The organism is Mycobacterium sp. IDUB_17, from assembly GCF_055419465.1.
Genome location: NZ_JBVAXS010000002.1, coordinates 984,954 through 1,007,803 on the forward strand (window position 1 = coordinate 984,954; position 22,850 = coordinate 1,007,803).

Consider the following 22,850-nt stretch of genomic DNA (forward strand, 5'->3'; position numbering starts at 1 on the left):
CGATTCCGCGGTTCGACCACCTGCTGCGGATGACGGACGGCAGCGGCACCTTCGAACATGCCCGACTGGCTGAACCGAGAGCCGAAAACGGTTACTGCACGGACGATATGGCGCGCGTATTGATCGTCGCCACCCGCGCACCCGGCCCCGACAGTGACCTGAACCGTCTGGCGGGTGTGGCGATGCGCTTCCTCAACGAGGCGCAGACGCTCACCGGCGCCTGCCACAACCGTATGGACCGCACCGGCACGTGGGTCGACGAACCGGCGCTGGAGGACTCTTGGGGCCGCTGCCTGTGGGGCCTGGGCACCGCGGCTGCGCACAGTGATGTCGGCATGGTCCGCCAGATGGCGGTCATCCAGTTCAAGCGTGCCGCGCAGCAGCGGTCGATATGGCCACGGGCGATGGCGTTCGCTGTGCTGGGAGCGGCTGAGCTGCTCTCCGCCCAACCCGGGCACAGTGCCGCCCTCGCACTCATCACCGACTACGTCGCCGGTATCCCTGCGCCCACCGGTAACCCGGCCTGGCCCTGGCCCGAACCGCGACTCGCCTACGCCAATGCGGTTCTCGCCGAGGCCATGATTGCCGCGGGCGTCGCGATCGACGACTCGGCGCTGTACAACCGGGGCCTGGACCTGCTGGCATGGCTGGTCGAGCGCGAGACGGCCGACGATCACCTGTCGGTCACACCCGCCGGCGGCTGGGGTGCCGATGACCCGCGACCGGGATTCGACCAGCAGCCGATCGAGGTCGCTGCACTGGCGGATGCATGTGCCCGCGCCGCAGCTGTTGATCCGAGCGCCATCTGGCCGGAAACCGTGCGGGCCGCTGCCGCCTGGTTTCAGGGTGCCAACGACATCGGCGAGCTGATGTGGGATCCCGAGACCGGTGGCGGATTCGACGGGTTGCACGCCGATGGGGTGAACCGCAACCAGGGTGCCGAGTCGACGCTGGCGGCGCTCTCGACTTTTCTGCAGGCGCAACGCTTTTCTCATGTCACCCCATGACGTCGATCCGGCCGGTAGCCCTCACGCGCAGTCCGCAGTGGTTGAGAGCTGACCATTCACGGGTGATCACGCAGCTGTTCGTCCCGGGTCAGGAGGGTTTCGAGCATCAGGAATCCCGGGCGGGCAAGGTTCTCACCCGGATCCTGGATCTGGATGAGACCCAGGTGCTGTCGGCGCTGGACGACGTCCTTCTCGGATACGGTGATCGCCACCGCGGCCTCATCGACACGTTCCGGCGTCACGCCGCCGAACTGGCCGACCGGCTCGCTTCCGGTTCGAAACTGTCCGAGTCTCGAATGTTGTTGCTCGGCGCGGTGTTCACCAACGAATACGCGATCGAGGGTGCCGCATTGTGCAACCCCAGTATCGTCGTGCACCCGGACCAATCCGGAACCGCCACAGGCAGTGTGAGATTCGTGATGAGTGTGCGGGGGATCGGGGAGGGGCACCGGTCTTCGATCGGGTTCCGGACCGGCACCGTGGACGATGACGGCGGCGTCGTGGTCGACGACCCGGTACCGTTCGCCTCCGCCGGTGCGACCGTGCCGACACTCCTCGATGCGGATGTGTTCCGCAGCGAGCTGGCCTGGCTGCACGATGGCGGCGAGGCGTCCGACTATGTGCTCGATGCGCTCGGCGATCGGTTCACCCGTGCCGACCTGGATGAGCGGCTGGAGCAGTTGCAGCGACATCGCAGCACCCGCAGGCATGCACCGGCGACGATCGCGTCGATCCGAGCGATCGCGGACCGCGCGTACGGGGTCGAGTTCTCCGGCGATACCGCACTCTCCGAACGCGTGCTGTGGCCCGCTACCAGTGCTGAAGCCGCCGGAGTGGAGGACGCGCGGTTCGTGCGGTTCGTCGACGACGACGGTGCGGTCAGGTACTACGCGAGCTACACGGCGTACAGCGGCTCGCAGATCAGCCAACAGCTTCTTGCGACCACTGATTTCCGGTCGTTCACTTCTGTGCCGATGGTCGGACGGGCCGCCGCGAACAAGGGACTTGCCCTGTTTCCGCGCCGGATCGGCGGACGATTCGCGGCCATGTCGCGATCCGACCGGGAATCGAACACCATCGCCTATTCGGACCACCCGGCGGTGTGGACGAGCTCGTTGCCGTGCCAGCGGCCGACACAGCCCTGGGAGGCGCTCCAGCTGGGAAACTGCGGTCCACCCATCGAGACCGAGGATGGGTGGCTGGTGCTCACTCACGGCGTCGGCCCGATGCGCACCTACCGGATCGGGGCCCTTCTGCTCGACCTCGACGATCCAACCCGGATTCTCGGTCGGCTGACCGAACCGCTGCTGAGTGCGGCGGACGACGAACGCGACGGTTACGTGCCCAATGTCGTGTACTCCTGTGGCGCGCTCGTGCACGCCGGCACCTTGGTGCTGCCGTTCGGGGTCGGTGACTCCGCCATCCGCATCGCCACCGTTCCCCTGCCCGAACTGCTGGGCGCATTGCGCGCATAGCGCAGCATGGGCACCGGTCACGGGTGCTCGACCTGGTGTGGTGGCAGGGATCGGTATCACCCCTTAGGCTGAAAGTACTTTCACCCAGGTGGCCCGGACCATGCCGCCGTACACAGACGGACCGGGAATTCTGACAATCAGGGATATCGCGGCATACGCGAAGTTGAGCCGTACCGACATCGACGCGATCGGTGCCGAGTTCGACACGATCCGCAGCGACATCGAAGAGTCGCTGGGGGCGAGAGACGCCGCCTACATTCGGCGCACCATCGTGTTCCAGCGGGCGCTCGAGGTGGTCGCACGGCTGCTGATCGCAGGCACCCGGTCGAAGACCGGCCTGTTGGCTGGGACGGCTGCGCTGGCCTACGCGAAATCCGTCGAGAACATGGAAATCGGGCATAACGTCGGCCACGGTCAGTGGGACTGGATGAACGATCCCGAGATTCACTCCGCCACCTGGGAGTGGGACATGGTGGGCCCGTCAGCGCAGTGGCGTTACTCGCACAACTACCACCATCACGTGTTCAGCAACGTGCTGGGCGTGGACGACGACCTCGGCTTCGGCATCCTGCGGATGAGCCGTGACCAGCAATGGGAACCTCAGCACCTGGTGCAACCACTGCGAAATGTGTTGTTGGCCATGATCTTCGAGTGGGGAATCGCGCTACACGACTTCTACTCGGCCCGGGACCGGGCGGACACCGAGGACGGGAAGAACGCCGCGCGAGCACTGTTGCGCGCCAAGATCGGGCGCCAGCTCACCAAGGACTACATCATTCTGCCGGCGCTGAGCCTGCGGCGCTGGAAGCGGACGCTCGTCGCGAATCTGGGTGCGAACGTGCTGCGCAACCTGTGGGCGTACCTGGTGATCTTCTGCGGTCATTTCCCCGACGGCGCGGAGAGGTTCGGCCCGGAAACTTTGCAGGAGGAGAGCCGCGGCGAGTGGTACCTGCGACAAATGCTGGGTGCGGCGAACTTCAAAGCCGGTCCGGTGCTGGCATTTTCAAGTGGAAACCTGTGCTATCAGATCGAGCACCACTTGTTCCCGGATCTGCCGAGCAACCGAATGGCAGAGGTGAGCGTGCGGGTGCGCGACGTGTGCGACAAGTACAACCTGCCCTACACCAGCGGTTCTCTGGCCCGCCAGTATCTGCAGACGCTGCGGACGATCTTCAAACTCGCACTGCCCAATGCGGGGTGGCGATCACTGTTTCGAGCTGCGCCACCCGTCTGACCGGGATCCCGAAAAGGAACTTCACTTCTGCAGTCCCTGTGCCGTTGGTGGTCGAACAGGGAGAAGCTGTCGATCATCGGGTGGCGCGCCCTGTACCCCCAGTACACGCCGTTGTGGGAGCCGTGTCAACGTGGCCGGATGACCGATTGTAATCCATTGTGGTGCAGTGTGTTTCGATGTCGTCTGACCGTGCCCGTCAGACGAGCTCGGTGCCATCCGGCGATGGGGTAGAGACACCGCAGGCCGCGGCGAGTTGCACCGGGTTGAGGCCGTCGGCCGAGTTCATGTCGCAGCTGCCGAACGGCGGTGCGCCCTGCGGCAATCCCGGGCTGAAACCGCGCCCGTCGGTGTATTGGTGGGCGACCTTGCCGGGATAGTCGGGATTGCTGCCGTACGCCGCGATGATGAGCCTGATGCCGCTGGGTTTGGTGGGCCACATGTTGTTCAGGTCGCCCACGTTGCCATAGCCGATGATGCGGGCACGGTTGCCGGTGTACCCGGCCAGGTTCCAGTACAGCCGGTTGATCCAATCCGACCCGTCACCGCGCGGGTTGCCGCCCTGTTCGACGTCGAGCATGAGCGCGACGCGAGGGTGCAGCCCGCCGTTCGCCTCGATCATCGAGCGCACGGTGTCGGCGTTGGCCTGCCAGTTGGGCCGGCAGTAGGTGTAGACGATGCCGAACACGAGCCGCCCGGAATCCAACGCGCTGCGCATCCAGGCGTAGTTGGCCGCGAAATTGTGGTCGCGGTAGGTGCCGTCGCTGACCCGGATCGACAGCACCTGGTACGGGTACGTGTCGTCGACCGGGCGTTGCCACTCGGAGACGTCGGAGAACAGGGTGTCGGTGATGACGGCGGCGCTGCGCACGATCCACCGGGAACGCAGGGTCTTCGGGACCCTCTGACTCACCACATCGCTCGTCATGTTGTCGTCCTCGCACTCCTGTGACCAGCGTAGGCCGGTCAGAGTGCGTTGCGGCCGGCAATGATCTTGGCCAGCTGGACCGTCTGCTGGTCGTTGATGGTGTAGCCGCTGATCCGCAGGTCGACGACGAAGGCGTCGACAGCCAGGATCGCGCGGTGGGTCATGCGGTCGGTGACATCCGTCGGGTCGTCGTGGGTGATGTTGACACCGTCGAGCACGGTCGGGACGCCCATCCGGCGGGCGTCCCGCGTCTCGCCGCCGTCGTAGCTGAACGTCAGGGTGTCGTCGCCGCAGCGGCGCCAGATGTCGACGGTGCGGGCCACCATGGCCTCGGCGGCCTTGGGGGTGTCGAACCTGGTGATGGCCTGGTCGACCTCCACATCGTCGGCGTCGTCGGCGAGCTGGGTTTCGCGGAACTCTTTGTAGCCGCTGTCGCCGTAGACCCACTCCATCCCGTTGCCGATGACGACGATGCACTCCGGACGGGAGAGCGGCTCGTAGTTGGCGTTGGTCATCGGGCTGCGCAGCGCGGTCTTGGGCCGGACCTTGGCGTTCATCACGGTGTTGATCTCGGATTCGCTCGCCATCATGCTGCCCAGGACGTCGACGTGAGTGCCGTCGGAGCCGGGGACGGTCGGGGTGCAGGCGGCGAGTAGGACCGCGCACAGCGTGACGCCGGCCGCCTTGAGATCGATGCCCATCAGGTCCCCCCTTGGATCTGTTTGCTGATCCTAATCGCGAACCCGGAATGCGCCAGACGGCAATTTGGTGGCCAGTGGGTGACAACTGGCTCGTTCCTTTGCACCGGCCAGCAGGTCTCCCTTGTCGTCGTTTTCTACGCCACGGCCGCTCGTCTGCGTAGTCAACGACCCGTGGGTGGAAATCGGTGAGCTGCTCTGTCGGATGTTCGCGCCCGTTTCTACGCCCGCGTCGTGATGGTCGAGTTGCCACGACCCGGGGGTAGAAAACGGCGCAGCCCGCAGCCCGCAGCCCGCAGCCCGCAGCCCGCAGCCCGCAGCGCGTTCGCGCGCCGGCGAGCCTGCTCGTTCCCCCGATCGGGGGACACGGGATTCGTCCGGTGGAGGGGCCGGTCGGTCGATACAGCCGCGGATCAGATCGGCGCATTCTTATTTCAACGCCGGAACACACCGGACAAAAACACCAAAAGCCTTATCCGACAAAGGAGTCGACATGAGCACCATCACCCGCCGCATCGCCGCCGGTTTCGCCCTCGCCGCCGCCCCCGCGTTGATCGCCCTGGGCGCCGCCACCGCTCACGCCGACGCTTCCGTCGCCAACACCGGCCCGTCGGTCAGCTCGCACAAGGCTTTCCCGAACCAGCACAACATGCCGCAGCCCGGGTCCTCGATTCATCACCACCACCAGAACAACCACGCCAAGTAGGCCAGGGGAGGCGGGGCCCGGACGCAGCCAGCGTCCGGGCTTCCGGCTGTGCGGGCTTCCGCCCAGGAACGAGTAGCGCACTACTCTATTGCCGCCGGGCAGTTCGGTGTGAGCATCGCAATGCAGGAACCGAACCTGCCGTGGAGGGCCACGGTACAGCCCAGTAGGAGTGCCTGAAATGACCGAGAAATCCGATACTCACAAGGCCGTCGACCCTGTCCAGCAGGAAGCCGACCGGTTGCGCAAGAAGTTCAGCTCCTCCGAGGAGACGACGTTCACAGTGCAGCGTGCCACGCTCGGAGATGGTGACATCGAGTCGGTGGCAGTGACTTTCACTGTGCCGAGCTCCGTTCTCCTCGACAAGATGGTGGTCACTGCCGGCGCGGCCCGATCACAGCGGCGACACAAAGATCCGTTCTGGGCCGACAACGACGACGGCACCGACGCTTTCAACGACGGTGGTCCCGAACACGGCGGTGATCTTCCGCATTAGCTCGGCAGCGCAATCGATTTGACCAGCGGTCGCATGGTGGCAGCGAGGGGTTGCCGCCATGCACTCCGTTCACGATCCGTTCGAGGAGAACTCGATGACTGATACCGAGCTGACTTTGGCGAGTCTGATCCATCCGTTCAGCCCCGAAGACTTCAAACGTCGGCACTGGGAGCAGTCGCCTCTGGTGATCAAACGTGAGGAGCCCGGTTACTACCACGATTTTATGACGCTCGCGGGTTTCGACGACCTCCTTGCGTTGCCGCTGAGATCTCCACGTCTGCGCATCCTGCGCAAGGGCGAGGAAGTGTCGGTGGGGAGCCCGGGGTATGTCGAGGACACCTATGGGCAGTTTCAACAGGGATGCACCATTGCGCTGCAGTTCCTGCAGGAGCGGGTACCTTCACTGGCCCGTCTCTGCCGGGCATTGGCGGCTGAGCTTTCCGCTACTTTCCAGGTCAATGCCTACCTGACCCCGCCGGACGAACAAGGGCTCGACACCCACTACGACACTCACGACGTGTTCGTCCTTCAGATCTCCGGCGTGAAGCATTGGCGTCTGTTCAACGAAGCCGTGAGGTTGCCCTTGCCGGGGCAGGAGATGCGACCCGTCAGCGCGACGCGGAGCGATCTGATCGCCGAGGTCGACTTGCACCCGGGGGATGCCATCTACATTCCGCGGGGCTTCGGCCACGACGCGGTGTCGGTCGGTTCGACATCGCTGCATCTCACCGTGGGCGTCCGGCCGATCACATGGGCGTTCGTGTTGCTCGCGGCCATGGAGGAGGCCATCGAGCGAGACCCGCAACTGCGGGAATCGCTTCCGGTGGGCTTCGCCTGTGGCGGCGAAGCGCGGGTGGACGCCGAGCGTCGACTGGCAGGCCTGATCGAGGCCTTCGGCCCGCGCGTCGATGTCCCGCACATGATCGACAACGCCGCTGCGGTGATCGCCCGTCGAACCGGGGCGTCATTGGACAGGCACCTGGTCGATCTGACCGCGACGCCTGACCTGCGGCTCGACACCCGCGTGCGGCGCCGGCCGACTCCGTCTACCTTCGCGGTCGCCGGCGGGAAGGCTGAGCTGACCTTCCACGGCAAGACGCTGCGGATGCCGGAATTCGTCTCTGGAGACCTGGAATTCATCCGCGGCACCGGTGCCTTCACCCCGCAGGACCTACCGGGGAATCTGGACGATCCGGGCCGCCTGGTTCTGGTCAAACGCCTTGTCCGGGAAGGGCTTCTGACGATCGATGCCTGACGGTCGCGGCCGGAGAATCGCACGCTCCAGTATCACGGCGTCGGTATCCGCAGCAACAGGTGGCATCGGCTCGTAGGGTGGAGGCATGGTGGGGTTACCCCCGGGGCCTCCGTTGCCCCCTTTGGTGCAGGCGTTGTTGATGTTGCGTTACTGGCCGCGATTCGTTTCGGCCTGCCGGCGCCGCTACGGCGACGTATTCACATTGCGGGTCGCGGCGATGGGCACGATGGTGTATCTGGCAGACCCCACTGACATCAAGGTGGTGTTCGCCGGAGATCCGACGATCTTCCATGCCGGAGAAGCGAATTCGGTGCTGAGTTCACTACTCGGTGACAGCTCGGTGCTGGTGATCGATGAGGATGAACACCACGAACGCCGGCGGCAGATGCTCCCGCCGTTTCACCGCGATGCGGTGGCCCGCCAGACCGAGATCATGACGGAGATCGCCGCCGCGAACATCGCGGGCTGGCCGGTGGGCACTGCCTTCCCGGTAGCCCCGAAGATGGCCGAGATCACCCTTGAGGTCATCCTGCGAACCGTGATCGGGGCGTCGGATCCGGCCCGGCTGGCCGCGTTGCGGTCGGTCATGCCACGGCTGCTCAGTGTCGGCCCTTGGGAGACGCTGGCGCTGGCCAGCCCGGGACTGCGGCGGAGGCGCCCGTGGCGGGCCTTGCAGCGCAACATCGAGGAGGCCGACCGGCTGCTGTACGCCGAGATCGCCGATCGGCGGGCTGACCCGGAGGTCGCGACCCGCACCGATGTGCTGGCCATGCTGGTGCGATCCGCCGGCGAGGGCGGGCACACCATGACCGACCGTGAGCTGCGCGATCAGTTGATGACGCTGCTCGCCGCCGGGCATGAGACGACGGCGACCGCACTGTCGTGGGCGCTGGAACGGTTGACCCGTCATCCCGCGGTGCTGGACAAGGCGGTGCGGGCCGCGCGCGACGGCGATGACGAGTACCTCGACGCGGTGGCCAAGGAAACCCTGCGGATCCGGCCGGTGGTGTTCGACGTGGGCCGGGTGCTCAAGCAGCCGGTCGAGTTGGCGGGCTACCGGCTGCCGGCCGGGGTGATGGTGGCGCCCGGCATCGGCCTGGTGCACGAACGTGACGACGTGTATCCCGACGCCGACCGGTTCGACCCGGACCGGATGCTCGGCGTGACGCTCGGCCCCACCACCTGGTTCCCGTTCGGCGGTGGCAACCGCCGCTGCCTGGGCGCGACGTTCGCGATGGTCGAACTGCGGGTCGTGCTGCGCGAAATCCTGCGCCGGGTCGACCTTTTCGCCACGACAGCTGCCGACGAGCAGCAGCGCGTCAAGCACGTGACGTTGGTCCCGCACCGCGGGGCGCGGATCTGTGTGCGGGCGGTTCGGGAGCCGTCCGAGGTCGAGGGCAATCGGGCGGAGCCAGCCCGCCGCTAGTCGATCCGGGCAGGCTGGTGAAGTCATTGCCGATGATGCGCCGGAACACGTCGACGCGGAGTGCGGCGCGCGTCGTGCCATCGGGCCCGACCATGCAGTCCCGGCGACTCCGGCTCCGCTGATGGGCGATTCGCAAAGCGATTCGATGCTATGTGGGTGCCGGTTTCGGGTGTACCGCGCGCTTACAGGGAAAGGCCCGGACGTTGAGTACGTCCGGGCCCCTCCTACCCCCTGGCTTATCTGGCGAGCCGAGTTGGCGAAGTCTCAGCGCCTCTTGGAGTGCAGGACTTCCTCGGTCGAGTGCGCGTCGACTGCCTTGCCCCGCTTGGCCGCGCGTTTCTCCTTGAGCGACTTGCCCGATTTCTTGGTCATGCTCTGGCGTGGCGACTTATCAGCCATGGTTGGCCCCTTTGACTTGGGGGCCTGTGTGGTCCCGATGGCTCGACCCTACGCGCGGTCCACCACAACCGCAACGATGTATGCCTACAGTGTTGACAGTGCTTATCGGAGCGCGTTGACTTGAGTGCTGATCGAGCTCGCGCCAAGGGTGTGCGATCTGTTTGTTGTGTGCGAAATCAACCGGGCCCGCGGAGAAGTGTTCGGGCTGCTGTCAAGATGTAGACGTTCCGTTGTGGGCATGCGATGTAATCTGGCGCTCCCCAGTCATGTGGAGGAGTCGTCACGATGGTCAAACAGGCGACCGCGGCACGGCGTGGTGTGGAGGGGCAGATAAACCGTTCGGTGATCCTGCAGGCTGCCCTGCGACTGGTGGACCGCGACGGTGTCGATGGCCTGTCGATGCGCCGGCTCAGTGAGGAGGTCGGCCGGGATCCTGCCGTGCTCTATCGGCATGTGCCCAACAAGGCCGCGTTGCTCGACGGGGTGACTGAGATGGTGATCGGCCAGTTGCGCGTCGACACCGCCGATCCAGATTGGGCCGGCCAGCTACGCACGGTGGCGCACGAATTTCGGCAGTTGGCTCTGGCACACCCAAATGTGGTGCCGCTGATGGTAACTCGTCCGCTGGCCACCCCGTTGGGGCAGCGTCCGCCGGGAATGCTGCGGCCACTGGAGGACGTTCTGACGCTGCTGACGGCGTCCGGATTCTCCGGGACCGATGCCCTGCACATCTACCGAATGCTCTTCGGCTACCTGCACGGCCACATCCTCACAGAGTTGCAGGAGGTCGTCGAACGGCCAGAGGAGCCCGACGATGTGCTGCGGCTGGGTCTGCACCGACTGTCCATCACCGAGTTCCCGCAGGTACGCGCACTGGCTTCCGCGCTGGGGTCCTACGACGGCGCAGCCGAACTCGACCGCGGGCTCGACGTGCTGTTCATCGGGTTGGAGACCACCATGGGCTCACACCCCAGCTGAGGACCGTCCCGGCGTCGGGTCGGTCCTCACGCAAGAGCTCTACGGCGTCAGGTTCACCGTGACCCCGCCCGAGAACATCGAGTCGTGCAGTTCGATGCGTGCCGGAACCCACGCCAGGCGAACAGGAGAACGTACAAACCGCCACCGACAAGTACGCAGCGTGCGTCACGCGATCTGCGGCGGATTGTCAGGCAGGCGTGCCAAGCTGGGGCTATGGCTGCGAATCGTTCCCCGCACCGTGCCGACCTCGTGCTGTCCGGGGGCGGGGTCAAAGGCATCGGCCTGGTGGGCGCCGTCGTCGCGCTCAAGGACGCGGGATACGCGATCGAGCGGATCTCGGGCACCTCGGCCGGCTCACTGGTCGGCGCGGTGGTCGCCGCAGCGGTGCACCGTAACGAGTTGACCAGTAATCAACTGCACGAGTTGGCGCTGAGCGTGCCCTACCGCAAGTTTCGCGACAGCGGGCCGATCGAGCGCATCCCGGTGCTGGGCACGGCGTGGGGCCTGCTGTGCGAGACCGGTATCTATCGCGGTGACTTCGCGTACGACTGGATCCGCAGCGAGCTGAAGAATCTGGGCGTCAAGACCTTTGGCGATCTGGCCATCGACGACAAGAACCTACTGCCCGAGCGGCGCTACCGGCTGACGGTCACGGTGACCGACGTGACCACCGGGCAACTCGTGCGCCTGCCGTGGGATTACCGGCGGGTCTACGGCCTGGACCCCGACGAGCAGCTCGTCGCCGACGCGGTGCGGGCCTCGATGGCGATACCGTTCCTGTTCCACCCGGTGACGCTGAAAACCGCTGACGGGCAGGCATGCACGCTCGTGGATGGCGGGGTGTTGTCGAACTTCCCGATCGACACCTTCGACCGTCCCGACGGCGCCGAGCCGCGCTGGCCGACGTTCGGGGTGACGGTGGTGCCGTACCTGCCCGCGCCGACGGCCGAGCAACTCATCCCCGGGTTGGGCATGTTGCGCTTCGGCCGCCCGACCTTTCTGGAAAGCCTGATCACCACCATGCTGGTCGGCCACGACCAGGCGTACCTCAGCCAGCCGTGGGTGAAGGTGCGTGCGATCCAGGTGGATTCGACCGAAGTCGGGGTGCTCGACTTCGACATCACCCGCAATGAGGCCGAAGCCCTGTACGAGAAGGGCTACGCGGCGACGACGGAGTTCCTGTCCACCTGGGACTGGCCGGCCTACCTGGACCGCTTCCGCCGGGCCCATCGGGTGAATCCGCGCCGGTGAGTATCAGATTCTCCGCCCCCGGCCGCATCAATCTGATCGGCGAGCACACCGACTACAACGCGGGGTTCGCGCTGCCGATTGCGTTGCCGCAGCGGACCTTTGTGGCTTTCGCTCCGGACTCGTCAGAGGTGCTGTCGGTGTCGAGTGCGTTCGGTGATGCGCGGATCGGCCTGGACACCGTGCCGGGAGGCGTGACGGGCTGGGCCGCGTATGTCGCCGGGGTGGTGTGGGCCCTGCGGCGTGCCGGGATCGCGGCGCCGGGCGGGGCCATGACGATCACCAGCGACGTCGAGATCGGTTCGGGGCTGTCGTCGTCGGCCGCGCTGGAATGCGCGGTGCTCGGTGCCCTGCTCACGGCGGCCGGCGTCGATCTCGACCGCGTCGAGCAGGCACGGGTCGCCCGGTGGGCCGAGAACGAGTACGTCGGCGCGCCAACAGGACTGCTCGATCAGCTGGCGTCGTTGTTCGGCGAGCCGGGGGAGGCGATGCTGATCGACTTCCGCGACGTCACCGTGCAGCCGGTGCTCTTCGACCCCGAAGCGGCCGGAGTGGCCCTGCTGTTGATCGATTCGCGGGCCCGGCACGCGCACGCCGGTGGCGAGTATGCGGCCCGGCGGGCATCCTGCGAGCGGGCGGCCGCCGATCTCGGGGTGGCCTCGCTGCGTGAGGTCTCTGGCGGGGCAGCACTCGGGGCGGTGAAGGATCCGGTCGATACCCGGCGGGCGCGTCATGTACTGACCGAGAACCAGCGGGTACTCGATTGCGTTGCAGCGATGGAATCTTCGGACTTCGCCGCGGTTGGTGAGCTGTGGACCGCATCGCACGCCTCGATGCGCGACGACTTCGAGATCACCACCCCGAACCTCGACCTGATCGCTGAAACCGCGGCGCGGGCGGGCGCACTCGGGGCGCGGATGACCGGTGGCGGGTTCGGTGGCTGCGTCATCGCGCTGGTGCCAGATGCGCGGGTGGATGCCGTCGGTGACGCGGTGGTCCAGGCGGTGCGCGATGCCGGATATCCGGACCCGTCCATCACCAGGACGCACGCCGGCGCCGGTGCGGGGCCGGCTACCGCAGCTTGACCATCCGCGTCGTCGAACTCTCATCCAACTCGACCACATCGGAACGCGACCGCAGAAAATCGCTGAACGACTTGAAACCCAACGACTTCTCACTGAAGGACGGATCCATCCGCTTCATCTGAGCTTTGACCGCGGAGTTGTGCAGCCACTCGGCGTCGTCCTTCTCCAGGCCGATCTGCAGGGCCCGGGTCAGCAGCGCGGTGGCCTGGGCCTGCGGGTCCTGCTCATCCGTCTTGCGGGTGCGCTTCTGCTGCTTGGGTTCCGGCTCGGGGCTGGGCGCGGGGACACCGGGCAGCGAGTCATAGACGACGAACTCGTCGCACGCGGCGGCCAGCACCCGGCTGGAGGACCCGGCCACCCCGATGCCGACGACGTAGCGCCCCAGCCGTTTGCACCGTTGGGCCAGGGGAATGTAGTCGGAGTCGCCCGCCACGATCACCACATGGGTGAGGTCGGGGAGCCGGAACATGTCCTCGACCGCGTCGACGGCCAGCCGGATATCGGCGCCGTTCTTGCCGTATGCGGCGGCGGGGAACAGCTGCACCAGGTCGACGGCACGGCCGACGAGCTGCTCGCGATATCCGGCGTTGAGATCGGCCGACCAGTCCGCGTAGGCGCGGGTGAGCACCAACGTGCCGAAGGACGAGGCGAAGTCGAGGATGGCACCGAGGTCGACGGTGGCCTTGGTGAGCTTGTCGGCCTCCAGGCCTTTGGCTTTGTCCTTCTGAAAGGAGTTGCGGCCGTTGACCTGGTCGTAGCGGGAGATGACGATGTTGTCGAAGTCGAGGTAGACCGCGACGCGGGTGTCGAGTTCGGTCACATCAGTCCTCTGATTCGGATCGCCCGATGAGGTTTCGAGCGCCGGTCGGGCCGAGCAGTTCCCGGAACGCCTGCACGGTGTAGCCGACGACGGTGGCGTCGGTCTTCGCGCGGGCGGTGGCCGACCGAGGCAGGCTGAACAGCGGCCCCATCTCGCCGAAGTAGTCGCCGGGTCCGGAGACTTTGATGACTTCCTCACCACCGCTGGCCAATTCGCGAGCAAGTTCGATCTCGCCGTCAGTGACGATGTAGATGAGATCGCCCATCTCGCCCTGCGCGAACAGCACCTCGCCGGCTTCGATGGTCACGGTTTCGGCGCCTTGATGCTCGACGGCAACATGCGGGACGAGCTCCACCACCTGGTCGGCGAGCGGCAGGATGCGGGTGTCGTGGGTGGCGACGACAACGACGTGCTCACCGCTGGCGAGCTCACGGATGAGCCGGAGGACCTCCTCGACCTGGATGAAATCCAGATGTGCAGTCGGCTCATCGGCCAGGATCAGCGGCGGATCGAGCGCGATCGCGCGGGCCACCGCGACGCGCTGTTGCTGCCCGCCGCTGAGATCGCCGGGGCGGTGGTGCAGTCGGTCCTCAAGGTTGACGCGGGTCAGCAGTTCCGTGGCGCGTTCGCGGGCCGCGTGCCTCGTTCTGCCGGCGGCGCGCAGTGGCACCATCACGTTTTCCAGCGCGGTCAGGCTGGGCACGAGGTTGAAGGCCTGGAACACGATGCCGACGGTGTCGCGCCGGTAGTCCGACAGCTCCTTCTTGTTCAGGGTGGTCACATCAACATCGCCGAACTCGATGCGGCCGGCGGTCGGTTTGAGGATCCCGCCCAGGCAGGACAGGAGCGTGGTCTTCCCACAACCGCTGGGGCCCAGCAGGATTGCCAGTGATCCGGCTGGAACCTCGAGGTCGAGTCCGTCGATCGGGCGCACCGCGTAGCCGCCGCTGGAGTATTCCACGACGAGGTCTTTGACGAGTAGGTCGGCCATGTCAGGGTCCTCGGAATGCCAGGGCGGGGTCGACGGTGACGGCGCGGCGCAGCCCGGCAACGCTGGCCAGCAGGCCGATCACGACCGCGACGATCGGCAGCGCGATGAATGCCAGGGTTGGGACGTCGCAGCGCATGGGGAACGGCGGCCCGAGCACGAGTGACAGTCCCGCGCCCAGCAGGGCGGCAAGCAGGGCCACGGCGACGGCCTGCATCGCCAATCCGGCCATGATGGACCGGGTGGCCACGCCGACAGCCTTGAACACCGCGAAGTCGCGGGTGCGTTCCAGGGCGGACAGGTAGATCACCGAGCCGACGATCAGCGCCGCGACCGCCCACAGCAGGCCGGCCATCAAGCTCATCGCCTGGTTGGCGCCGCGCAGTGGGCGGACCATGTCGTCGATGGCGCCGGCCCGGTCGACGATGCGGAATTCGGGCGGTGCCGTGCCCGGGTTGCCGACGATACCGACCGACGAGATCAGCTTCTGACCGGAGAACAGCAGTTGTTGGGCACCGGGGACCGTCAGGTAGATGTTGTCCTGGGCGGCCAGGGCGGTGAGGTCGTCGACCAGCCCGACAACCCGTAGTTTGGACGCGCCGACGTCGATATCGGCGCCGATCGGACGGTCCATCGTCGTCGAGACCGCGACTTCGTCGGGGGCGTGGGGGGCCCGGCCGTCCTTCAACGCCGGAGTGCCGGGGCCCTGGTCCGGGACTCCGAACACGTTCACATTGCGCGGGGTGCCGCCGGCGGGGATGGTCGACGACCCGTACACCAGCGGGACGGCTGTGACGACACCCGGAAGCTTGGCCGCCAGCTGAACTGCGGTGGGCGGCAACGGTGCCGAGCCGAGGAACGGGCCGGCTGCACCCGACTTGATCATGAATGCGTCCAGGCCCAGGGCATCGACGCTGCGTTCGGCCTCGACGCGGAAGCCATGGGCCAGGCCCGTCAACACCAAGGTCATGGCAAAAACCAACGCGGTGCCGACCGCGGCGATCATGAATCGCCGTCGCCGCCACTGCAGATCGCGTAACGCCGCGATCAACACGTCGGTGCCCCGCTCATCGTGTGTGACGTTACCGAGGTGGGTGTGGCGGGTGGCGGTTATTGGGGCATTTGGTGAGGGGCGGGGTGCTGGCGGCCAGTCACAATCGTCACGGCAGTTGCGACGGATCGGCCGGGCCGGTTCGGGCGGTATGTGCGGCTGGGACATCGTCAAGATTCTTGACGACCTTTCCCGGCTGACATTGACCACACAGATCCTCGCTCGGTCGCCGCCGTCAATATCGGTGGTTGATGCGACGATGCGCGGTTCACTTCAAAAGGAGGTTGATATGAAGCGTGTGTTGGTGGCGGTGACCGGTCTTGTGGCTGCCACTCTGGGGACGAGCCCGGTGGCGATGGATCTGCAGGGTGCACAGGATGCCAGTCGCTGACGCGCGGTGAGGTGTGGTTCAGGCTGGAGGCCGTCGCTTCGAGCCCCATAATTCTCTGAGTCGGTAGTGGGCCGGCCCGCCTTAATCTGGTTGACGACGGAACCGGGGGACCAGATGTTGCGAGCGATCGTGTGTACGTCCGTGCTGTTGGCATTCGGTGTATCGGTGACGGCGTGCGGCACTCAGTCTGCCCCACCCGTTCAATCGCCCGCCGGCACTTCGCCAGTGCATCCGGATCAATCGAAGGTCTTCTTTCCTGGGACGGTGCAGACCTACGGGCTCGACCTCACACCGACCGACCAGGACCACCTGGCCGAGTTGTACGCGCTTCGTCAGATCGATCCGTGCGGCTTCGTCGACCGGAAAGCCCTGGAAGACAACGGCCACAGGGACTTCAGCTACACCTACACCGCCGCGCACGCGATCGCCGTGGAGGGCGTGTCCCCGGTGTTCCCGATCGGCGGAGACGGCTGCACGATCGCCTTCCCGTCGATGACGGTGGGCCTCGAACTCTCGGTCGCAGCGGGTGAGCGTCGGGGCAATGACATGCAATTCGGCCCCGACCCGGCGCACCCGGGTGTCATGCAGCGGACGTCGATGTGCACGTTCCGCGCCCCGATTCCACTGACGGGGTTGGAAGGCGCGCCCGCGTCGATGCGCGATCCCGTGCTCGAGGTGACTCCGATCAACATCGCCGATGGACGGGTGGAATTCGACGACTCCGCGCTGTGTGAACTCGGTGGCGTGATCGCGGGTGGCGTCGCGGCACACGTCGAAACGAACGGGGTGCCGGTGCATTCCGACAAGTCCTCAAGTGCGACGCGGTTTCTCACTGCCGATCCGTGTACCGCTGCGGCGGACGTTCACGCGGTGAGCTTCAAGTGGTGGGAACCCAATCCAGAGGCGCAGTGGCCGACCACCTGGCGGCATCCCAGTGTCTGTGAGCTGCAACGGGAAAAGGCCGCTGACGGCCCCGCGGCCCGGTCGGCCATCGTCAAGTACGGGCTCGCCGTCTGGTCCGACGATGTTGTCCAGTCTCCGTCAGGGAATGTTCCTGTCCGCAGCGAGCAGGACGGTGTGCAACTGCTCGACTTCAGTTCTGCCGAATCACCCAGCTGTTCCGTCATCGCCAAGACCGATGTCACCATCGAACCGACCGACGTCCGAACCGGTGCACCCGACCTGGCGCCATCAATTCCCGTGGTCTCGGTCTGGCTGAACGCGCCCGCGGGGGAGAACTGCGGTGACAGCGCCAAGCGGGTGGCACTCGCGGCTGTCCAGCGTGCGAGCTGAGCGTTGTCTACCGCCTGCATTCGTCGAGCAGCTGCGTATCCGCGTCGACCAGTCGTTGAACGATGTTGAGGTAACTCATTTGTCGGATGCCGATCTCGCCGTTGGGCATTCCGGGTGTACGGGCCTGCTTGACGATGTCGACCGCCTCGGCCGAAAGGTCACTGATCTGTTGCAGATGCCGGCCGAGCGCCGGGTCGTCGACCCGATCGGCATAGCGGCCCAATTGAGCTGACCACGCTCGGTACTCGGACATGTCTGGACCGCCAGGGGCGATCCGGCCGGGGGCGAGAAGATCCTGGTGGTCACTGATGTAGCCCACTACTGTCCGCGCGGTGCGGCAGTCGCGGCCGGAAACGTGGCTGAGCCAAGCGGTTGCGAGTCCGGCTGCGACAACCAACACGAGGACCAGACCGACTCGAAGCCAGCGCTGACGGGCTGTCGGTACCGCAGGCGGCACGACCTGAGTGACCGCGGCGGCGACCTCTGGATCTGCGTCGGCCGCGGCACGCAACCGTGCCAGATGTGGCTCGCGGCGACGCCGGGCCCATTCCGGCCACACCTGGAGGACGACCAACACCACGGCGAGACCCAGATAGGTCAGCCCCAGCCGCGGCCGGTCCGCGACGAATTCGAGGACCGGAAGCAGAACCGCGAACAATCCGATGAGCACCCAGCTGAGACGGCGGCGCGCCGGGGTGACGCGGTTCCGATATGCGTGGGCGAGGTCGGTGGCCCGCACGGTCGCAGTCAGGACGGCCGGGTCAGTGGGTATCGGTTCGCCGTGTACCGCACGGGCGACAGCGGTGCGTTGCGGCGCGGTGAGCCCGTTCAGCACGGTGGCGTAGGTGTTGACGACGGGCTGGGTGAGCAGGGTGATCGGGATGCCGGCCAGCAGCCCGAACACGGCCAGGCCGGACACCATGACCCAGGCCGGCCACGGTGTCCACCAAAGGTATTGCGGCTGCAGTACTGCCCAGCAGAACAGCAAGGACCACACCGTCATCCACGCCGACGTGACCAGCCAACGAGCCCACCACGGGGCGATGTTGTACCAAACCCACAACGGACGACGTCCTTTCGACGGATGGCGCTGCGTTCAGCTGACTTCCTGCGATTGTGACATCGCTCGTCGAGGGCTGGTTGCGCCAAATTCCGTCACCAGGTCAGTTGAACGCGGTGCTGCCCGAGACGGGTGCCGGCACGCCTGACCTTCGGGCTGCCGTCAGGGCTGGCCGGCCGGGGTCAGCTTGATGGCGGCGAGGTGCACACGATCGACCGCCTCGGCGAACTCGTCCAGCGTGGGGATGCGCTGCTCGTGGAACTTCAGCCCCATCATGCGTTGGGCGCGTCTGACGCCGTAGGTCTCGGCGCAGCGCCGGAACAGATCGGCGACGGTGGCGCGGTCCTCGATGAGTTCGCCCCGCATCGTCGTTGTCTTGCCGTCGTGGAGGACCTCGGCGGTGGCACCGTCGCGGAAGTTGTACCTCCATCCGGCGTCGGTCATCGCGTAGAGCGTGTTGTCGATGACGTGTGCGCTCAGCGGAATCGCATACTGCCGTCCGGTTTTTCGGCCGCGCACGGTCAGAACCATGAACTGGTGGCGCGCGGGGCCGGCGAAGGGCGTGCGCAGCAAGAACCGCAGGGCCGGGTTGACGACGCGCATCATCCCTTCCGGCGGATGAGGCACGGTGACCATGGGCGATTGTTCTGCCATGCCCTCACGCTAGGCCGATTGTTCGACGATGCCCAGGGTGTCGGTGGATGCTCGGCGATGTCCTCCAGGGCTTGCGTCGACCGAGATCGACTTCGGGGTGGTGCGCATCGACACGGAGGAATGTCGAAGACCTGGCGTGCCGGGCCGCGGGCCATGGGCTGTGGGTTGAAGGGGGAAACCGTCAAAAATTTTGACGGCCTTGCCCCGATCAAGCCGCACACCCCCGTGGCGTTCATCTCGATCAGGGCCGGAATCACGATGTCGCGGGTGACAGAAGCGACGAGCGTGGCTTCCCTTCAGTCGATCACCTCGTCGAAGGTGAATCCAAGCTGAGCCAGTAGCGGTCGTACGATCGCCTGAACTTCCTCGAGGAAACTCGTCGTTATGTTGGTCCGTTTGTCACCGGTGGCACCTGCTGATTGTGGCGATGCTGGGACGCGGCCAGACGAAGCAATTCCTCGAGCGGTGGCTGAAACGCCGAACGTGTGTCCGGATCCAGTGTTTCGAGGTGCGCGGGTAGCTTTTCGACGATCGTCGTAACGACGATGTCGTTGGACGGCTCCCGCAAATCGAGCATCGGCACGTTATTCTCGTGCAGCTCAACGACTTCTGATCTCCTCGGTCCCTCAGGGAGCTGCTCGGCGAGGAAATCGAACAAAAAGTGGGTAATCGAGGAATTCCATGACCAATTGCCGTCGACGAATCGAAGGAATCCGTTCATTTGCCCCCCAACAACTCGTTGCACATAGATTACGTCCAGCCTGGGGTTGCTCGGCAGTTCACTAGGTTCGTTGTATTGCGGCCGGCCCCCCTGCGCGCGACCATGGCGGTGTGGCCGGCTTCGTGAACGTCCGGGCCTACGCCGAGCTCAACGACTTCTTGGAAGCCGACTCGCGTAGTCAGACCCTGCGTCGTCCCTGCAAGAGCCACCAGACCGTCAAGGATGTGCTGGAGGCCATGGGCATTCCGCACACCGAGATCGACCTGATCCTGGTGAACGGGGATCCTGTCGGGTTCGAGCATCGACCGGCGGTCGGTGATCGCATTGCGGTGTACCCGATGTTCGAGGCGCTCGACGTTGGGGCGACGGCCCGGCTCCGGCCGGAGCCGCTGCGGCATCCGCGGTTCGTGATCGACGTCAACCTCGGCCGGCTGGCACGGCTGCTGCGCCTGCTCGGGTTCGACGTCTGGTGGTCCAATGACGCCGACGATCAGGCTCTGGCCGACATCAGCGTCGAACAGCAGCGAATTCTGCTCACCCGAGACCGCGGCCTGTTGAAGCGCCGCGCGATCACCCACGGTTTGTTCGTCCACTCCCAGGTGCCGGAGGAACAGACGCTGGAGGTACTGCGGCGGCTGGATCTGCGGCGGCGGATAACGCCGTTCACCCGGTGCGTGCGATGCAATGGGCGGCTGGCCGCGGTGCCGAAGGAGGCGGTGATGGACCGCCTTGAGCCGTTGACCCGCCGCTACTACGACGAGTTCAGTCATTGCCCGGACTGCGGTCAGATCTATTGGCCCGGTGCGCATTTCGCGAGACTGTCCAGCCTCGTCGACGGGTTCCTCGACCGACTCTGATCGTTGGGGCCGAATCGGATTGGCTGGGTGCGAAGGAATTTGGATCCGCTCCCACTCTCACTATAAGGCCGGGGGTGGGGCTTGCGGCAAGGCCCCTGACGTCCTGCACAATCTCTCGATCCGTGACGAGATGGGGGATGTTGTGACGAATAGGCCGAAACCGTTTGAGGTGCACGAGTCCGGTGCGCTGCTGCACGGCACCAAGGCCGACCTGGCGGTGGGGGATCACTTGGTGCCCGGACGCGAGTCGAATTACGAAGCCGGCCGGATCATGAACCATGTGTACGTCACCCGCACATTGGATGCCGCGGTGTGGGGCGCCGAGATGGCCGCCGGCGATGGGCGGGGCCGTATCTACATCGTCGAACCCGAGGGTGCGCTGGAGGACGACCCGAACGTGACCGACAAGAAGCTTCCCGGAAACCCGACCCGCTCCTATCGAACCCGTGAGCCGGTGAAAATCGTCGGTGAGATCACCGACTGGGTGGGGCATTCACCGGAGCAGCTGCAAGGCATGCGCGACGGCCTGGCTGACCTTCGCCGGCGAGGGTTGGACGTCATCTACGACTGATTTCGCGGGCCGCGCCGCTGTGCTGCTGTTCGCTCGATACGGGGATTTGTGGCCGCCCGCCGTACCCTTCCATGGTGAACGCGATCGACCCCGACCAGCTCAGCACGTGCCTGCGGGTGCTGTCCGAGGTGCACGAACTGCCTCCCGAGCACCCCGACGCCGTTGCTGTGCGCCTGGCCACCGCGAAGATGTTCAAGGCGCTGAAGAAGGCCCGCCGGACCGCCAAGCGCGACGCGATCGCGGCTGCTGACCGCGCTGTCATCGCTGCCACCGCCACCGGTGCGCCCGGACGGATCGACGACGAGACCCAGGGTTTGCCGCTGGTATCGACCGCGGTCGGGGCCAGTGCGGGCACGCTGCTGCGCTCGCGGGCCTGCTACATCTGCAAGAACCACCACACCGTGGTCGACGCCTTCTACCACCAGCTTTGTCCGGAATGCGCCGCGATCAACCGGGCCAAGCGCGACGCCCGCACCGACTTGACCGGGCGCCGGGCCCTGCTCACTGGCGGGCGCGCCAAGATCGGCATGTACATCGCGCTACGGCTGTTGCGTGACGGTGCGCACACCACGATCACCACCCGGTTTCCCAACGACGCGGTGCGCCGCTTCGCCGCGATGGAGGACAGTGCCGACTGGTTGCACAGGCTGCGGGTGGTGGGGATCGACCTGCGGGATCCGGCCCAGGTGGTTGCCCTGGCCGACGAGGTGGCCGCGCAGGGGCCGCTGGACATCCTGATCAACAACGCCGCGCAGACGGTGCGCCGCCCGCCGGGCTCGTATGCCGCGCTGGTCGAGGCCGAGCGCACCCCGCCGCCGGCCTTGGTGGACGTGGTCACCTTCGACCACGTCAGTGACGCGCATCCGCATGCCCTGGCCGGGAGCCTCGGCGAGCACCCCGCCCCACACGCGCTGACCGAGCTGGCCCTGACCGCCCGCAGCGCCTCGCCGGAGCGGATCGCCGCTGGGACTGCCATTGACGCGGGTGGGCTGCTGCCCGATACCGCGTCGGTGAACAGCTGGACCCAACGCGTGCACGAGGTCGACGCGATGGAGCTCCTCGAAGTGCAGCTGTGCAACCAGACCGCGCCGTTCATTCTTGTGAGCCGGCTGCGCCCGGCGCTGGCCGCGTCACCCGCCCGACGCAAGTACGTGGTGAACGTGTCCGCGATGGAAGGCCAGTTCGGCCGCGGCTATAAGGGGCCCGGGCACCCGCACACCAATATGGCCAAGGCCGCGCTGAACATGCTGACCCGCACGAGTTCTGGGGAGATGTTGGAGCAGGACGGGATCTTGATGACCGCCGTCGATACCGGGTGGATCACCGACGAGCGTCCGCACCCGACGAAGCTGCGGCTGGCCGAGGAAGGTTTCCACGCACCGCTGGATCTGGTGGATGGTGCTGCGCGCGTGTATGACCCGATCGTGCGCGGGGAACTGGGCGAGGATCTGTATGGGTGCTTCTTGAAGGATTACTCGCCGGCTAGTTGGTAGGGGCTTCGTGCCTGAAGCGTGA

At 66.1% G+C, this 22,850-nt stretch carries 25 protein-coding genes; 16 read left to right on the forward strand and 9 right to left on the reverse strand.

The genetic code is table 11. The features are described 5' to 3' along the window. Positions 1–29: 29 nt before the first annotated feature. The 3 genes from ACZYZ7_RS11990 to ACZYZ7_RS12000 all read left to right on the forward strand — a co-directional run bounded on the left by ACZYZ7_RS11990 (position 30) and on the right by ACZYZ7_RS12000 (position 3,716). The gene (locus tag ACZYZ7_RS11990) at positions 30–1,007 is read left to right on the forward strand and encodes a glycosyltransferase (RefSeq protein WP_135459851.1); all 978 of its coding nucleotides are present in this window, start codon (positions 30–32) and stop codon (positions 1,005–1,007) included. Further along, positions 1,004–2,482 (forward strand): glycoside hydrolase family 130 protein, encoded by a 1,479-nt coding sequence (locus tag ACZYZ7_RS11995; RefSeq protein WP_463740967.1) that lies wholly within the window; start codon positions 1,004–1,006, stop codon positions 2,480–2,482. The genes ACZYZ7_RS11990 and ACZYZ7_RS11995 overlap by 4 nt, the downstream gene beginning before the upstream one ends. A 130-nt stretch (positions 2,483–2,612) precedes the next feature. Further along, a complete protein-coding gene (locus ACZYZ7_RS12000) occupies positions 2,613–3,716 on the forward strand; it encodes a fatty acid desaturase family protein (RefSeq protein WP_463741069.1) in 1,104 nt (367 codons plus the stop codon). Positions 3,717–3,912: 196 nt separating this feature from the next. Here ACZYZ7_RS12000 and ACZYZ7_RS12005 read toward each other — a convergent pair whose 3' ends face one another. Together ACZYZ7_RS12005 and ACZYZ7_RS12010 are read right to left on the reverse strand one after the other, a co-directional pair. Then, a complete protein-coding gene (locus tag ACZYZ7_RS12005) occupies positions 3,913–4,641 on the reverse strand; it encodes a hypothetical protein (RefSeq protein WP_463740968.1) in 729 nt (242 codons plus the stop codon). Positions 4,642–4,679: 38 nt separating this feature from the next. Continuing rightward, positions 4,680–5,342: a sensor domain-containing protein gene (locus tag ACZYZ7_RS12010; protein ID WP_450071385.1), complete on the reverse strand. Its 663-nt coding sequence runs from the start codon at positions 5,340–5,342 to the stop codon at positions 4,680–4,682. Between the two features lie 490 nt (positions 5,343–5,832). On the opposite strand from ACZYZ7_RS12010, the gene ACZYZ7_RS12015 reads away from it, so the two are divergent. The 4 genes from ACZYZ7_RS12015 (at position 5,833) to ACZYZ7_RS12030 (ending at position 9,219) form a co-directional block, all read left to right on the forward strand. Beyond that, on the forward strand, positions 5,833–6,045 hold the full coding sequence (locus ACZYZ7_RS12015; protein ID WP_135452740.1) for a hypothetical protein: 213 nt from the start codon (positions 5,833–5,835) through the stop codon (positions 6,043–6,045). A gap of 178 nt (positions 6,046–6,223) precedes the next feature. After that, positions 6,224–6,538, forward strand: a complete 315-nt coding sequence (locus ACZYZ7_RS12020; RefSeq protein WP_450071384.1) for a hypothetical protein — start codon at positions 6,224–6,226, stop codon at positions 6,536–6,538. 94 nt (positions 6,539–6,632) lie between these two features. Further along, positions 6,633–7,793 (forward strand): cupin domain-containing protein, encoded by a 1,161-nt coding sequence (locus ACZYZ7_RS12025; RefSeq protein WP_463740969.1) that lies wholly within the window; start codon positions 6,633–6,635, stop codon positions 7,791–7,793. 85 nt (positions 7,794–7,878) lie between these two features. After that, positions 7,879–9,219: a cytochrome P450 gene (locus ACZYZ7_RS12030; RefSeq protein WP_463740970.1), complete on the forward strand. Its 1,341-nt coding sequence runs from the start codon at positions 7,879–7,881 to the stop codon at positions 9,217–9,219. Between the two features lie 264 nt (positions 9,220–9,483). Here ACZYZ7_RS12030 and ACZYZ7_RS12035 read toward each other — a convergent pair whose 3' ends face one another. Beyond that, complete coding sequence (locus tag ACZYZ7_RS12035) at positions 9,484–9,618, reverse strand: hypothetical protein (protein WP_463740971.1); 135 nt, start codon at positions 9,616–9,618, stop codon at positions 9,484–9,486. 285 nt (positions 9,619–9,903) lie between these two features. Here ACZYZ7_RS12035 and ACZYZ7_RS12040 point away from each other — a divergent pair, with 285 nt between their 5' ends. From ACZYZ7_RS12040 to ACZYZ7_RS12050, 3 genes are all read left to right on the forward strand, one after another. Continuing rightward, positions 9,904–10,596 (forward strand): TetR/AcrR family transcriptional regulator C-terminal domain-containing protein, encoded by a 693-nt coding sequence (locus ACZYZ7_RS12040; protein ID WP_463740972.1) that lies wholly within the window; start codon positions 9,904–9,906, stop codon positions 10,594–10,596. Positions 10,597–10,809: 213 nt separating this feature from the next. Further along, complete coding sequence (locus tag ACZYZ7_RS12045) at positions 10,810–11,847, forward strand: patatin-like phospholipase family protein (protein WP_463740973.1); 1,038 nt, start codon at positions 10,810–10,812, stop codon at positions 11,845–11,847. Continuing rightward, positions 11,844–12,929 (forward strand): galactokinase, encoded by a 1,086-nt coding sequence (locus tag ACZYZ7_RS12050; RefSeq protein WP_463740974.1) that lies wholly within the window; start codon positions 11,844–11,846, stop codon positions 12,927–12,929. Before ACZYZ7_RS12045 ends, ACZYZ7_RS12050 begins: the two co-directional genes overlap by 4 nt. Here ACZYZ7_RS12050 and ACZYZ7_RS12055 read toward each other — a convergent pair. From ACZYZ7_RS12055 to ACZYZ7_RS12065, 3 genes are read right to left on the reverse strand one after another with little or no spacing between them, the layout of a single operon-like run. After that, a complete protein-coding gene (locus ACZYZ7_RS12055) occupies positions 12,916–13,749 on the reverse strand; it encodes an NYN domain-containing protein (protein WP_463740975.1) in 834 nt (277 codons plus the stop codon). The two genes, ACZYZ7_RS12050 and ACZYZ7_RS12055, sit on opposite strands and share 14 nt — an antisense overlap. Position 13,750: 1 nt before the next feature. Next, a complete protein-coding gene (locus tag ACZYZ7_RS12060; protein WP_463740976.1) occupies positions 13,751–14,740 on the reverse strand; it encodes an ABC transporter ATP-binding protein in 990 nt (329 codons plus the stop codon). A 1-nt stretch (position 14,741) separates the two neighbouring features. After that, positions 14,742–15,791, reverse strand: coding sequence for an ABC transporter permease (locus ACZYZ7_RS12065; RefSeq protein WP_463741070.1), 1,050 nt, complete (start codon positions 15,789–15,791; stop codon positions 14,742–14,744). Here ACZYZ7_RS12065 and ACZYZ7_RS12070 point away from each other — a divergent pair. Beyond that, on the forward strand, positions 15,706–16,179 hold the full coding sequence (locus tag ACZYZ7_RS12070) for a hypothetical protein (RefSeq protein WP_463741077.1): 474 nt from the start codon (positions 15,706–15,708) through the stop codon (positions 16,177–16,179). The two genes, ACZYZ7_RS12065 and ACZYZ7_RS12070, sit on opposite strands and share 86 nt — an antisense overlap. 264 nt (positions 16,180–16,443) lie before the next feature. Further along, positions 16,444–17,472 (forward strand): hypothetical protein, encoded by a 1,029-nt coding sequence (locus tag ACZYZ7_RS12075; protein ID WP_463740977.1) that lies wholly within the window; start codon positions 16,444–16,446, stop codon positions 17,470–17,472. A 7-nt stretch (positions 17,473–17,479) separates the two neighbouring features. Here the strand turns inward: ACZYZ7_RS12075 and ACZYZ7_RS12080 are convergent, their stop codons facing one another. Further along, positions 17,480–18,535, reverse strand: coding sequence for a hypothetical protein (locus ACZYZ7_RS12080; RefSeq protein ID WP_463740978.1), 1,056 nt, complete (start codon positions 18,533–18,535; stop codon positions 17,480–17,482). 159 nt (positions 18,536–18,694) lie between these two features. Then, complete coding sequence (locus tag ACZYZ7_RS12085; protein WP_463740979.1) at positions 18,695–19,186, reverse strand: hypothetical protein; 492 nt, start codon at positions 19,184–19,186, stop codon at positions 18,695–18,697. Between the two features lie 120 nt (positions 19,187–19,306). On the opposite strand from ACZYZ7_RS12085, the gene ACZYZ7_RS12090 reads away from it, so the two are divergent. Further along, positions 19,307–19,519 carry a hypothetical protein gene (locus ACZYZ7_RS12090; RefSeq protein WP_463740980.1) on the forward strand — a complete coding sequence of 71 codons (213 nt, stop codon included), beginning with the start codon at positions 19,307–19,309 and terminating at the stop codon, positions 19,517–19,519. 49 nt (positions 19,520–19,568) lie between these two features. On the opposite strand, the gene ACZYZ7_RS12095 is transcribed toward ACZYZ7_RS12090, so the two are convergent. Beyond that, a complete protein-coding gene (locus ACZYZ7_RS12095; protein ID WP_463740981.1) occupies positions 19,569–19,907 on the reverse strand; it encodes a hypothetical protein in 339 nt (112 codons plus the stop codon). A 110-nt stretch (positions 19,908–20,017) separates the two neighbouring features. Between ACZYZ7_RS12095 and ACZYZ7_RS12100 the strand changes: the two genes are divergently transcribed. The 3 genes from ACZYZ7_RS12100 to ACZYZ7_RS12110 all read left to right on the forward strand — a co-directional run bounded on the left by ACZYZ7_RS12100 (position 20,018) and on the right by ACZYZ7_RS12110 (position 22,828). Continuing rightward, on the forward strand, positions 20,018–20,764 hold the full coding sequence (locus ACZYZ7_RS12100; protein ID WP_463740982.1) for a Mut7-C RNAse domain-containing protein: 747 nt from the start codon (positions 20,018–20,020) through the stop codon (positions 20,762–20,764). Positions 20,765–20,894: 130 nt separating this feature from the next. After that, positions 20,895–21,335, forward strand: a complete 441-nt coding sequence (gene arr / locus ACZYZ7_RS12105) for an NAD(+)--rifampin ADP-ribosyltransferase (protein WP_463740983.1) — start codon at positions 20,895–20,897, stop codon at positions 21,333–21,335. A 74-nt stretch (positions 21,336–21,409) separates the two neighbouring features. Beyond that, positions 21,410–22,828, forward strand: coding sequence for an SDR family NAD(P)-dependent oxidoreductase (locus tag ACZYZ7_RS12110; RefSeq protein ID WP_450071367.1), 1,419 nt, complete (start codon positions 21,410–21,412; stop codon positions 22,826–22,828). The last annotated feature ends 22 nt before the right edge of the window (positions 22,829–22,850 follow it).